The organism is Micromonospora sp. NPDC049203, from assembly GCF_043197215.1.
GTDB lineage: Bacteria > Actinomycetota > Actinomycetes > Mycobacteriales > Micromonosporaceae > Micromonospora.
Genome location: NZ_JBICSV010000002.1, coordinates 618290 through 631531, shown reverse-complemented (window position 1 = coordinate 631531; position 13242 = coordinate 618290). Strand labels below are relative to the sequence as shown.

Sequence of the window (13242 nt, the reverse complement as noted above, 5' to 3'; positions counted from 1 at the left end):
AGGGGGCAGGTCTGACGGCCGTGGCCGTCTACTGCAGCTCCGACACCGCAGCGGTCCGGCGACTGATCTGGATCCAGACCCTCGCCCTGGCCCGCTACCGGAGAACGCGAGCGGCACGGGTTGCCGTCAACGCCGGTCGACTGAAACTCACCAGGACCCTGCGGTGGGGCTCAAGCTTGAGGCCTGCAGGTTCATTTCGGTCAGTTGATAACCGATCCAGCTGGCTGGCAAGATTGGACCATACGCAGCCCGACTTCGATTCATGCTCACGCCCGGTAATTAGCGCACGAGGTTGAGCCAACCCTGGACGTGCCGTAATCTATGAGCATGTGCACCCGAAATGGAGCACCGATGATACGTACAAGAGTTCAAGTCCCCCCTCGGACACGACCATTGCCCCACGGTGCGCGTTGAGATCCACTTCAGCGCGCACCGTTTGCGTTTCTGGCTGGTAGTTCAGTCGGAGGCCGAGTTGCCGGTAGACATCGACCTTGTCAGCGGTAGTATGCGTCGCCGTGGTTGTACTGGCCCTGCATGCGACGGTGGCAGGCTGCGCAGTAGATGAGGCCGCGGAACACGTAGGGGTAGCGGGTGCGCTGCCGGACGTGTTGTCCGCCGGCTCCTCGGCCCCGACGCTGCAGGATCGCTTGGGCCTGCTCGAAGGTCGCGTATACGAACACCAAGTATCGGTCCGCTGAACAGGGATGACATGGTGCACTCCCGAAGAGCCGACGACTTTCGGAGTCAGTCTTCACCGAGCGGCGGCGTAGGTCGGATCCTTGATCTGGCAGGGATCGGGTTCACGACTGCCTTGGGTGACCGAGGGCTCCTACGCTGAAATGTGTGGAAGATGTCGATGACGCCCGCGAGCTCGTTGAGCAGCGGATGCGCGCCACGGGGTTCGAGGAGGACATCCTCGACAAGGTCTTGGATCTGCTGGAACGCTTCGACACCGATCGGGAGAAGCTGTTCGAGGAGATGCTCTCCAAGCTGGAGCAACCGGGCTATGACGGCCTGACCGACCGGTGGGAGACCAACTGCGAGCAGGCCGACGCGCTGATGGAGCGCCTCGAATCGGACATCCGGTCGGTGCTGGAGGACAGCCAGGCCAACGCCATGTCCGTCGACGAACGGTGGACCGCGGTCGGCCCGCGTGACTTCCTCGCCGGGGAGCGCAAGATCTGGGCGCAGGTCGCCCGGCTCGACGTCCCCGAGGTCGCCACGCTGATGAGCAAGGTCCTGGAGGCCGACCTCGCGCTCATCAAGAAGTGCGAGGAGGACCTCAAGAACGCGCGCAGCAACGACGCGATCGTCGAGCAGCTGCTCCTCAAGAACTTCGGCTCCATCCAGGACACGGTCAAGAGCCTGCTCGTCAAATACCTCCCGACCTCGGGCGCCCGCCTGATCGTCCTCTTCATGAAGGACCCGTCGTCCAAGGAGGCCGCCAACGAGGCGATCAAGAACTTCGAGAAGCTCACCGCGGAGAACCTCATGGCGGCCAAGCAGAAGCGTGCCGCGAAGCAGACGGTGGTCGACAACATCAAGCTGCTGACCGCGGCCCGCGAACAACTCGACGAGGACTGGATCGACAAGCTCTTCGCCCGCGGCGCCGAGGCGGCGGGGAACTGGCGCGGCATCGGCGCGTCCGGCGACTACCGGGCCACCGACTGGGACTGGATGAAGGAGAACGTCCTCGACCGAGGGCTCGACACGCGGGCCGAGGCGGCCAAGGAGCAGTCCAGCAAGCTCTACGACGAGCTCTTCCCCACGCTCGTGGAGGAGAGCACCAACGCCTTCGCCCAGCTGACCGATGATCCGGGCACGCTGGCGAAGTTCAACGAGGAGCTGGCGAAGGCCTCGGCATCCCTGGAGTCGCTGCTGGCGACCGAGGAGGAATACGTCAGGGACCTGGCCGAGGGACCCTACAAGCAGACGGGTCTCGCCGCGTTCGCCCAGGTCAGAGACGCGGTCAAGGTGGGCTTCAAGCTGCTCGCGGACAAGACGGAGGAAGCCGACGACGAGGTGAAGAAGTCATGACCGACCTTTTCGTCGCGGCTGGCGGCCCGGTCGGAGACGGCACCCGGGCCCGGCCGTTCCACGACCCGTGGCTCGCCCTGCGGCAGGCTGCGCCCGGCGACCGCATCCACATCGCGGCGGGCACCTATACCGGGCGCGGTGAGCGCTCCTCGTGGGTCGTCGACACCCCCGAGCTGACAGTGCTCGGCGGATACAGCCCCGACTTCGCCCGCCGTACCCCCTGGCAGACACCGACGGTCTTCGCGGCAAAGGCCGGCCTGCGCGTCCCGAACGAGCCGAACATGCTCCAGGGCATCGGCGGCCACGACGGCCTCGTCCTGGACGGGCTGTTCTTCGACGGGGCCGGGCGCGACGACTACGACGAGCAGGGCGGCCTGCGGCGCGCCTCCTACGGGGACGGCCCGCTGGTGAGCCTGCGCGGCGAGCGCATCACCGTCCGCGACTGCGGCTTCGCCAACGGCAGCTCCGGCGGCGTCGAGCTCGGTGGCGACTCCGCGGTCTTCGAGAACAACATCGTCGTCAACTGCGTCGGCCTCAGCCTGCTCACCGTCCGTGACGGCGCCCCCGAGACCCCGGCCGCGGTAAGCCGCAACACCTTCGCCTTCGCCCACGACGACTCCGACCCGCCGCGCGGCTCCGGCGCCGACCGGGCCGTCGGCGTACGGGTCGGCGGCGCTGCCGCGATCGCCGACAACGTGTTCGTCGGCTGCGGCAACGCGGCCATCGCCTGCCTGCGCGACGTCGGACAGATCGCCATCGACCGTAACCTGTTCTTCGCCACACCGCGCGACATCGTGCGCAGCCGGGTGCCGGGCGCGGAGGCCGAGCTCACCGAGGAGTACGCCGCGGAGCTCGAAGACGTCGGCCTGCGCTCGGCGGCCGGCAACACCGTCGGCGACCCACAGCTGACCGGGCTCCCGGCGGCGTGGCTCGACACGTACACGGTGGACGTCGCCGTCACGTACGAGCGCCCGCCGATCGCCGCCCTCAACGCGCTGCGGGAATCGGCCGGCCTCGGTGAGCTGCCGTCCACATCAGACTTTGATGTTCAGCGGCCCGTCATGCGCCGGCTCGCCCCGGCCGAGGTGCTCACCCTCGCGGTCGGCGCGGCGCCGGGCGCGCATCCCGCCGACCTGGCGGCGCCGGAGCCGTTCACCGAGCTCCCGGCCGGTCCGGCGTACCAGGCCGTCGACTGGGCGCGGCTCTACGAGGCCGACCCGGCGCTCGCCGGAGCCCCGGTGCAGGTGCGGGCCGGGGTCGGCTTCGACCAGAACACGCAGATCCTCCCCGAGCTCGCGGAGACGCACATCGGCGTCGCCGTCTACGAGCCCGGCACCGACAACAGCCCGTGGTGGGCGCTCGCCCCGCGCTACGGCCTCGTCCATCACCAGACTGAGGAGGCCGTACGGTATTCGCGCGGCCTCGACGTCGAGTCCACGTACCTGCTCCGCGGCACGTACCGCCTCACGCCGCCCGGCGGGCGTCAGAGCGCCACCATCGTCCTCGACTCCCTCGCGCCCGTGCTCGACGTCACGGCCCCCGAGCCGCCCCGGCCGGCCGGGCGCGACTGGTTCGTGCGGGCCGGATCCTCCGGCGGGGACGGCAGCCGCGAGGCGCCGTTCCGCGACCCGTTCCAGGCCCTCGAAAAGGCCGCCGAGGGCGACCGCATCCTCGTCGCCGCGGGTGAGTACACGAGCCGCCTGCGGTCGGGCACGTGGCGCATCCCCGTACGCAACCTGACGCTGCTGGGCGGGTGGGACGCCGAGTTCGCCGCGCGCGACCCCTGGCGACACCCGGTGCGCTTCGTGCTCACTCCGGAGACCAAGGCGAAGGGCATCTTCGGCGATCCGGTGCTCACCGGCGAGGACTCGGGGGAGGGCCTCATCCTCGACGGGTTCATGTTCGACGGGGCGACCTACAACGCGTACGCCGACAGCGGCGCCCTCGACGCGGGCCATTCCCAGTCGGCGGCGCTGCTCGACCTGCGCGGCGGCAGCGGCGGCATCACCGTACGCAACTGCGTCTTCGCCAACGCGGCGTACTGCGCCGTGCGGCTCAGCGCGGCGTACGGGACGTTCGAGAACAACGTGGTCGTCAACACGAGCGGCACCGCCGTCCGTATCCAGGCACCGGGCGCGGGCCCCTGGGCCATCCGCGGCAACACGGTCCTGTTCGCCGCCGACCCCACCGGCCGGGCCTCGACCGGGCAGTCCACGACCGGCTGCCTGCTGGACATCTCCGGCCGGGGTGTCATGCGGGTCGAGGCCAACGTGCTCGCCTTCGCCGACAGCATCGCCGTCCGCGCGACCGTGCCCGGCCAGAACCTGCTGCTCGACGGGAACGTGCTCGCCGCCAACCTGTACGCCGACCTCCACGACGGCCGCCACGTGCTCGTCGACGCCGAGAACCGCGACCGGGTGTTCCGCGACGCCCCGTTCGGCGCTCAGACCGGCACCCGGTTCGAGCTGCCGGCGGTGCCGGTCGACGCCGCGTACGCCCACCAGGCCGTCGGCCGCCTCTCGGCGCTGGCCGCCGCGATGCCGAAGGACGGGCTCAACGCCGCCGCGGCGGCGCTCGGCGTCTCAATTGCGGCGCCGAAGACGGAGGCACCCGTCGAGGCGGCGCCCCCGGAGCCGAAGAAGGAGCCGTCAGTCGCCGACCTGCTCGCGGACCTCGGCCGGGCCCGCGAGGCGTTCGAGGCGAAGGACGCGTCCCCGCCGGCCACAGACACTCCGCTGTACTGCCCGGTCTATCCGGTCGAGGCGGCGCTGAGGCTGGCCCTCGACGCCCCGCCAGGCGAACCCGGTGCCCACGCCCCGCCTTCATGATCGAAGAGCTTGTTCCGGCCACAAGCCGCGGGCGGCGCTTCAGGTGGAGGTGCGTTTCCGCCACGCCCGCAAGCGGTCACGCAGCCAGTGGTAGCTGGCCTTGGGCGTACGGGATCCGGTGCCGTAGTCGACGTGGGCCAGACCGAAGCGGGGCCCGTACCCGCGGGCCCACTCGAAGTTGTCGATGAGCGACCAGTAGAAGTACCCCCGCAGATCGAGCCGGTCGTCGACGGCGGCCGCACGGGCCGCCGCCGCCAGGTGCCCGGCTACGAACGAGATCCGTTCCGGGTCCGGCTCGGGTCCGTCCCGCAGGTCGGCGCAGCCGTTTTCCGTCACGTACACGGCAGGCAGGCCCGGGTAACGGTCCGCGAGCCCGGTCAGGGTGTCGAACAGCCCTTGCGGCTCCACCGGCCAGCCCAGGTCGGTGGTGGGCAACCCGTCCGGCCGTAGCTGCCGGACCCCGATGTCGAACGCGCTGCGCAGCGCCGGGTCGGGCTGCTCGTACGGGGCGTCGGCGACGTGCACCCGGTAGTAGTAGTTGACACCGAGGAAGTCCAGCGGCGTGGAGATCACCGCCAGGTCACCGTCCCGGCGAAACGACAGATCGCTCACCCCGGCGTAGAGCCGCTCGAACCCGGGCGGGTACGCGCCGCCCAGCACCGGATCCGTGAACTGCCGGTTGAGCATGAGGTCCTGCCGTTCCGCCGCCGCCCGGTCGGCCTCGGTATCGCTGGCCGGCACGGCGGGGGAGAGGTTGAGCGTGATGCCGACGCGCGACCGCGGGCCGGCGGCGGACCGGACTGCGGCGACCGCCCTGCCGTGCCCGAGCAGCAGGTGGTGGGCGGCGGCCAGAGCACCATGTCCTTCGGCGGTGCCGGGAGCGTGCCGGCCCTCCGCGTAGCCGACCATCGACGAGCAGTACGGCTCGTTCAGCGTGATCCAGTCCTGGACCCGGTCACCGAGGACGCCCGCCACCGCGGCGGCGTACTCGGCGAACCACTCGGCGGTGTCCCGTACCCGCCAGCCACCCTCGTCCTCGAGCGCCTGGGGCAGATCCCAGTGGTACAGCGTGACGAACGGCCGGATGCCGTGCCCGCACAGGGCGTCGACGAGCCGGTCGTAGTAGTCGAGGCCCCGCCGGTTCACCGCGCCCCGCCCGGCCGGCATGACCCGTGGCCAGGCGACCGAGAAACGGTAGGCATCCACGCCGAGGCCGGCCAGCAGGTCCACGTCCTCCCGCCAGCGGTGGTAGCTGTCGCAGGCGACCGAGCCGGAGGTGCCGTCGTCGACGGCACCGGGGCGGCGGCAGAAGGTGTCCCAGATCGACGGCCCGCGGCCGTCCTCGTCGACCGCCCCCTCGATCTGGTACGCCGCTGTGGCCGCGCCCCAGATGAAGCCGGCCGGCAGGTCCGGCAGCTCGGGCAGGTCCGGCCGGGCTGCGGGCGCGGCGGCGCCTTCGGACGTGGTGGTCATCCCTTCACCGCCCCCTGCATGATGCCGTCGACGAGGTGCCGGCCGAGGAGCATGAAGACGACGAGGATCGGCAGCGTGGCGAGCAACGTGCCGGTCAGCGTCAGGGTGTAGTCGGTGGTGTAGCCGCTGGCCAGTGCGGAGAGCGCCACCTGCACGGTCGCGTTGTTCTGCAGCACGACCAGCGGCCAGAAGAAGTCGTTCCACGCCTGCATGAAGGTGAACAGCCCGAGCACCGCCGCGGCGGGGCGGGCCGCCGGCAGGACGATGTGCCAGTACAGGCCGAACGTGCTGGAGCCGTCGACGCGGCCGGCCTCCAGCAGTTCGTCGGGCACGGCGCGGCCGAGGTACTGGGTCATGAAGAAGACGCCGAACGCGGTTACCAGCCCAGGCACGATCACGGCGGTGAGGCGCCCGGTCCAGCCGAGGTCGGCCATCAGGATGTACAGCGGGATGATGCCGAGCTGGTGCGGCACCATCGAGGTCGCGATGGCCACGACGAGAAGCGCCTTTCGGCCTCGGAACCGCAGTTTGGCGAAGGCGAACCCGGCCAGGGTCGAGAAGAACACCACGGAGACGGTGATCGAGCCGCTGACGATGAAGGAGTTCACCAGGGCCCGGCCGAAGTCGGTCGTGTCGAACACGCGCGCGATGTTGTCGAAGAGGTGCCCGCCGGGCACCAGGGCCGGCGGCACCTTCGTGACGGCTTCGCTGGTCTGCGAGGACACGACGATGGACCAGTAGAGCGGGAAGACCGACCCGGCCACGACCGCCAGCAGGGCGCCGTAGCTCCAGACCGAGCCCTTGCGTGGATACCCGAAGCCCCGGCGCCGGTGGGACCGGCGTTGCGGCGGCGAGGGTGTGGTGCCGGTCTGTGTGGGGTCCGCGAGGGTGGTCACGGCATCCTCCTCAGTCCTCGTCCTTGGCGATGCGCCGGGTGAGCAGGAAGTTGATGATCGCGAAGATGGCGATGACCAGACAGAGCGTCCACGCGACCGCCGAGGCGTAGCCGAAGCGGAACTCCCGGAACCCCTGCTCGTACATGAACAGGGCGACGGTCTGGAACTGCCGGTCGGAGCCGCCGGTGGGCGTCTGGGAGCTGGCGAACAGCAGGGGTTCGGCCATGATCTGCAGGCCGCCGATCGTCGAGATCACCGTGGTGAAGATGATCGTCGGCCGCAGCATCGGGACGGTGATCCGCCTGAACTGCTGACCCTGCGACGCACCGTCGAGGTCGGCGGCCTCGTACAGGTGGTGCGGGATCGCCTGCATCGAGGCGAGGTAGATGAGGGCGTTGTAGCCGGTCCACCGCCAGGCGACGATGAACGAGATGGCCAGGTGGGAGCTCCAGGTGTTGGCCTGCCAGTCGATCGGGCCGATGCCGACGAGGCCGAGCGCCCAGTTGACCATGCCGAAGTCGCGGCCGAACAGCTGGGTGAAGACGATCGTCACCGCCACGATCGAGGTGACGTTGGGCAGCAGCACGCCCATCCGTAGCGCGGTGCGGGCCCGCAGCCGGTGGTTGAGCAGGTGGGCGATCCAGAGCGCGGCGAGCAGTTGCGGCACGGTGGACAGCAACCAGATGCTGAGTGTGTTGCCCAGGGCGTTCCAGAAGTACGCGTCCTGCAGCATCTCGCGGTAGTTCGCGAGGCCGACCCAGCGGTGCGACCCGGAGTCGAGCAGGTCCCAGTCATTGAACGAGACGTACGCCGTGTACAGCAGCGGGAACAGCCCGAACGCGGCGAACAGCAGGAAGAACGGCAGGATGTAGAGGTAGGGCGAGCCCTTGGTGTCGAGCCGGCTCAGGCCGGCCCGCCGGGCCTGGTGGAGGTAGGTGGCCATCGTCGATCCTTCGTCGCCGGGGGCCGCCGGCGGTCAGGGGCGACCGCCGGCGGCGCGGGTCGAGTTACTTGGCGAGGCGCTCGACGTCGCTGACCATCTGCTTCCAGGACTCGTCGGAGCTCTGCTTGCCCTGTTCGATGCGGACGAGGGCGTCGCGGATGGTGGTCTGCACGTCTCCGGCTCGCGGGCCCTGGTACTGGGGCTTGAGTTGCTTTGCCGCGGTGGTGAAGAGCTGGCCCACCGGGGCGTTGTTGAAGAAGGCGTCCTTGTACTGGGCAATGTCGGGCTTGTCGTACAGAGCCGGGATGGACGGCAGGTTGCCCCGCGCGGTGAACACCTTGGCCTGCTGTTCCGGGGCGGTCAGCCACGCCGCGAGCTTCTTGGCCTCCTCGATGTGCTTGCCCTGCTTGGGAACGGTGAGGTACGAGCCGCCCCAGTTGCCGCCGCCGCCCGGGACGCTCGCCACGTCCCACTTGCCGGCGGCGTGCTTCGCCTGGTCCTTGATCTTGGTCATCATCCAGGCCGGGCACGCGATGGTGGCGAACTGGTCCTTCGCGAAGCCGTTGTTCCACTCCTGCGAGCTGCCGATCAGCTTGGCCGACAGGTTGCTCTGGATCGCCTTCACCGTCAGGTCCCAGGCCTTTCGGACATCGGGGCTGGTGCCCACGACGATGGCGTTGTCCTCGTTGTAGTACCCGACCGGGGCCTGGCCGATGATGGCGTTGAACAGTTGGCCTCCGCCATCGAAGAAGGCGCTGCCGGCCGGGGCCTTCGCCGCGTACCGCTTGCCGAACTCGATGTACTGGTCCCAGCCGCTGCCCCAGGCGGCCGACACCTGGTCGCGGTCGAACGGCATGCCGGCCTTCTCGAACAGGTCACGCCGATAGCAGATGGCCAGGCCGCCGACGTCGGTGCCGTACCCGATCTGCTTGCCGTCCTTGGCCAGCGACGCCGCCCACTTCCAGTCGAGGTACTCGGACTGGCGGTCCTTGCCCAGGTCGACGAAGAGGTTGCCCCGCTCGCGCATGTGCGCGATGAAGCCCGTGTCGACGCCCTCGATGTCGCCCGCGCCGGAGCCGGTGGCCAGGTGGGTGATCAGGTCGCGATGATGGTCGTTGTAGGCGGCCGTGCGCTCCTGGATCGTGATGTTCGGATGCGACTTCTGGTACTCGGCGTACAGGTCCTGGTACCCGAAGTTGCCGAACAGGTTGACGTTCAGGGTGATCTTTTCGTTGCCGCCGCCGGAGCCTCCGTCAGTGCCGGTGCCACACGCGGTCAGCAGTACTCCGGCGGCCAGGGTGGCCGCCGCCAGTCGCAACAGTCGGTTTGGGTGCATGCCAGGGAACCCTTTCGTGCGATGTAACCGGTTACCTGAAACCGGTTACATTGTCGGCGAAGCGATGGTGGTAGGGGTGGGTGGAATTGGATGAAGATCGGATGCCGGCCGGGTTGCGGGTGACCGCCGGTGAGCGCCTTTCCTGGGAAGTGTGAACGGGTTCGGCTAGGGGGTGTCAAGTTACAAAACGGTAACGGTCGATGCGTCTTGACCAGCGGACATCGCTGGCGCTACGGTCGTGAAACCGGTTACAGAGAAGGCACCACATTGACCACTATCAGGGAGTTGGCGCGCCGCTCCGGCGTGTCCGTCGCCACCGTGTCCCGCGTCTTCAACACCCCCGAGGTCGTCAGCCAGCACACCCGCCAGCGCATCCTCGACCTGGCCGCCGAGATCGGCTACCTGCCGAACGGGTCGGCCCGGACGCTCGCCACGAAGAAATCCAACATGGTGGGCCTGGTGTGGGACACCGACCATCGCCGCCCTGGATGGCGCCACCCATTCCTGCAGGAGATCCTCGTCGCGCTCAAGACGGCGCTCAGCGCGCACGGGCTGAACCTGCTCATGCTCGCCGGCCACGACGCGGCGGGGCCCGACGACGGGCAGCGATACGTGCGCGCCGTCCGCCAGCACAACCTCGACGGCGCCGTCATCATCGACAACGGCACCCGGGACCCAGCCGTGCTCGCCCTCGTCGAAGCCCAGGTGCCGTGCGTCGCTCTCGACCTGCGGGTCGACGGCCCGGCGTCGACCTACATCACCTCGGACAATGCCGGCGGCGCGGCGCTCGCCGTGCGCCACCTCGTCGAACGCGGCCACCGGCGCATCGCCACCATCACCGGCCCGCTGCGAACCTGGCCGGGAGCCGAACGGCTCGTCGGCTTCCGGGCCGCGCTGGCCGGGGCCGGCCTGGCGCTCGCCGACAGCCACGTCATCGAGGGAGACTTCTATCTCGACGGCGGTCACGCCGCGATGAACCGGCTGCTCGCCCTCGACGACCGCCCCACCGCAGTGTTCGTCGCCGGTGACGAGATGGCTGTCGGCGCGATGCGGGCGGCCCAGGCGGCCGGCCTACGGATCCCCGACGACATCGCGATTGTCGGTTTCGACGACATCGAGGTGGCCGCGCTGATCCCGCCCGGGCTCAGCACCGTCGCCCAGAACAAGCCCGGCTTCGGCACGGCCGCCGCCGAGGCGCTGGTCGCCATGCTGCACGGCGGCGACGACCCGCCCAAGCCGACCGTGTTGCCGACGACGCTTGTCGTCCGCGGCTCCACCTGACCCGAACCGCGCGACGTCGGCGCCGTCCCGCTCTGGATCGTGCTGCTGCTCGCGGTCGCTGTTGCCGGAGCCGCTGTCACCGACCCCGCAACCGGGCCTGCCTCGGCGTCACACCTGTGCCTGTGCCTGGGCGAGGTCGCGGCCGGCGGTCTAGCCGGCGGCCAAACAGTGATGTAGTCGGGCCATCCCTTCGTCGATGCGGTGCGCGTCGATCATGCCGTACCCGAAGATCACTCCCGGCGGATCGGGTGCCGCGGCGGCGATTTCCGGAAAGCTCGCCACGACGACGCCGGCAGCCCGGGCCCGGACGAGCGCATCGGCGGCGGTGGCTCCCCGCACCATCGCGCTCAGGTGCAGGCCGGCCGCCGACGGCACGACCCTGAGGTACGCCGACAGCGGGCCGGCGAGCGCAGCCGCGATGCGTTCGTGACGCTGCCAGTACACCCGGCGGACCCGCCGCAGGTGCCGCGTGAACATGCCCTGCTCGAGGAAATCCGCCATGGCAGCCTGCAGGGGCAGGTTGGTGTGCCAGTCGGTGACGAATTTGGCGGCGTGCAGGGCGTGGCGTAGCGACGGCGGATGGATCAGGAAACCCAGTCGCAGCGTGGGCAGCAGAACCTTGGAGAACGATCCGACGTAGAGGACCCGGCCGCTGCGGTCGAGGCTGTGCAATGGTTCCAGCTGCTGTCTGGTGTAGCGGAACTCGCTGTCGTAGTCGTCCTCGACGATGGCCGCGTCATGCCGCCGGGCCCACGCGAGCAGCTCGACGCGCCGCCGCAGCGACAGCGCCACGCCGGTCGGGTACTGGTGGGACGGCGTCACATAGACGAGCCGAGCGTTCGCGGGCAGCGCGTCGACGATCAGGCCCTCCTCGTCGACCGGGACGCCGGTGACCCGGACGCCCTGGGCTTCCCATACAAGTTTCGCAGGTTCATAGCCGGGATTCTCGATCGCCGCCGTGGCGCCAGGTTCGAGCAGCACCCGCCCGACCAGGTCGAGCGCCTGCTGCACGCCGCAGGTCATCAGCACATCCCGCGGATTCGCCCTGATGCTCCGGGCCGTGCCCAGATGACGGGCGATGAGGGTACGCAGTCGGAAGTGGCCGGCCGGCTCGACAGGCATCCCGGTGCCGACGGCCGTCGGCCGGAACTGGTTGCCCAGGAGCCGGCGCCAGGCCGCGTACGGGAACAACCGCGTATCGGGCGCACCGACCCGGAAGTCGAACTCCGGTGCGTCGCCGAAATCGGGCGGCACCGGGATCGACGGCCACACGGCGAGCGGCGTGAGAGGTCCGGACGGCAGCATGGGCGCGGTCGGCTCTGCGAGGGGCAGGGCGTTGACGAACGTTCCGGAGCCCGGCCGCCCGGTCAGATAGCCCTCGGCCACCAGCCGCTCATAGGCGGTCGTCACGGTGTTGCGCGAAACCTGGAGCTGCTCGGCCAGATCCCGGCTGGAGGGCAGCGCCTCGTCCGGGCGAAGCCGCCCGTCCAGGACAGCATCGCGTAGCTGCCGGTAGATCTGCCCCGCCAGGATCCCGTTCCGGTCCAGCCGCACGGCCACATCCACGTTCCGAGATCCTAAGTGGCACCGTCAAGGTGCCGGCGAATTGGCTCTGGGCGACGACCACCGCGGCTTCTACGGTGATGACGAGGGCAGGGAAGCAGAATGCGATCGGCATTCCGCCGGACTGTGACCGTCCTGGATCGCAGGACGATTGAGCGCACAGTCCACCGTGAACATCTGTGCCCGGTCGGTAAGAAAAACCACCGGAAGGAAGAACCATGGTGCGATCCGTAAGACGTATGACCGTGATCTGCGTGGCGCTGGCGGCAATGGCGACCGCCCTGGCAGCTCCAGCTCAGGCGGACCAACGTGGCGTTGGTGCGGAGGCCGCAACTACCGAGCCGGCGACCCGGACCAGCAGCATTACCACGATCAGCAGCGATATGGCGCTGCTCTCGACGAGCTGCCGTACCTTGAGGGATTTGAACCCCTGGACGTACCTCAGCGCGAGTTGCACGCGTAGCTCGTTGTACCCCTCCGCGGCCTACAGCGTCTGGCTGACATGCTGGGACGTGAGCGCTGGGGTGTCGTACACCGCGTTCGGGCGGGTTTACACCGCACCGTGGACGTCGTACGGACCCACGTCGACGGCACAATGCGACTCTGGCGACTATGCGACCAGCGGCTTTGTTCACACGTCCTGACGCCGAAAGCGCGGGCTGAGCAGCCGGCGGCCGGGACGGTTCGGGAGCCGCTCGGGGGGCTTCCGAACCGTCCCACGTTCAAGCCGTAGGTGCGGCAGCTGACGGCGCGAACGTGCCAGAACCTGTTGCCCCCGCCGGTGACGATCCTCTACGGTCTGCTCAAGCGGTGGGCGGTGCGGTCCGCATCCGACCGACACCGCCGGGTGCTCGTCGCGCGGGCCGGGACGGTGGAGTCCCGGGC

8 protein-coding genes are annotated in these 13242 nt (G+C 69.4%); 3 read left to right on the top strand and 5 right to left on the bottom strand.

All coding sequences use genetic code 11. From position 1 onward, the window contains the following. Positions 1-843: 843 nt before the first annotated feature. Together ACGFIA_RS07325 and ACGFIA_RS07320 are read left to right on the top strand one after the other, a co-directional pair. On the top strand, positions 844-2037 hold the full coding sequence (locus ACGFIA_RS07325; protein WP_357386636.1) for a hypothetical protein: 1194 nt from the start codon (positions 844-846) through the stop codon (positions 2035-2037). After that, entirely contained in the window at positions 2034-4865 is a 2832-nt protein-coding gene (locus tag ACGFIA_RS07320) for a right-handed parallel beta-helix repeat-containing protein (RefSeq protein WP_357386638.1), read from the top strand. Before ACGFIA_RS07325 ends, ACGFIA_RS07320 begins: the two co-directional genes overlap by 4 nt. A 39-nt stretch (positions 4866-4904) precedes the next feature. On the opposite strand, the gene ACGFIA_RS07315 is transcribed toward ACGFIA_RS07320, so the two are convergent. The 4 genes from ACGFIA_RS07315 to ACGFIA_RS07300 form a co-directional block, all read right to left on the bottom strand. Then, on the bottom strand, positions 4905-6338 hold the full coding sequence (locus tag ACGFIA_RS07315; protein ID WP_357468170.1) for a GH1 family beta-glucosidase: 1434 nt from the start codon (positions 6336-6338) through the stop codon (positions 4905-4907). Next, entirely contained in the window at positions 6335-7234 is a 900-nt protein-coding gene (locus ACGFIA_RS07310; protein WP_393259064.1) for a carbohydrate ABC transporter permease, read from the bottom strand. Before ACGFIA_RS07310 ends, ACGFIA_RS07315 begins: the two co-directional genes overlap by 4 nt. 10 nt (positions 7235-7244) lie before the next feature. After that, entirely contained in the window at positions 7245-8177 is a 933-nt protein-coding gene (locus ACGFIA_RS07305; protein WP_393259062.1) for a carbohydrate ABC transporter permease, read from the bottom strand. Between the two features lie 64 nt (positions 8178-8241). Further along, positions 8242-9513 carry an extracellular solute-binding protein gene (locus ACGFIA_RS07300; protein ID WP_393259060.1) on the bottom strand — a complete coding sequence of 424 codons (1272 nt, stop codon included), beginning with the start codon at positions 9511-9513 and terminating at the stop codon, positions 8242-8244. Between the two features lie 267 nt (positions 9514-9780). Here ACGFIA_RS07300 and ACGFIA_RS07295 point away from each other — a divergent pair, with 267 nt between their 5' ends. Beyond that, positions 9781-10794 (top strand): LacI family DNA-binding transcriptional regulator, encoded by a 1014-nt coding sequence (locus ACGFIA_RS07295; protein ID WP_393259058.1) that lies wholly within the window; start codon positions 9781-9783, stop codon positions 10792-10794. Between the two features lie 150 nt (positions 10795-10944). Here the strand turns inward: ACGFIA_RS07295 and ACGFIA_RS07290 are convergent, their stop codons facing one another. Then, a complete protein-coding gene (locus tag ACGFIA_RS07290; protein WP_393259056.1) occupies positions 10945-12360 on the bottom strand; it encodes a PLP-dependent aminotransferase family protein in 1416 nt (471 codons plus the stop codon). Between the last annotated feature and the right edge of the window lie 882 nt (positions 12361-13242).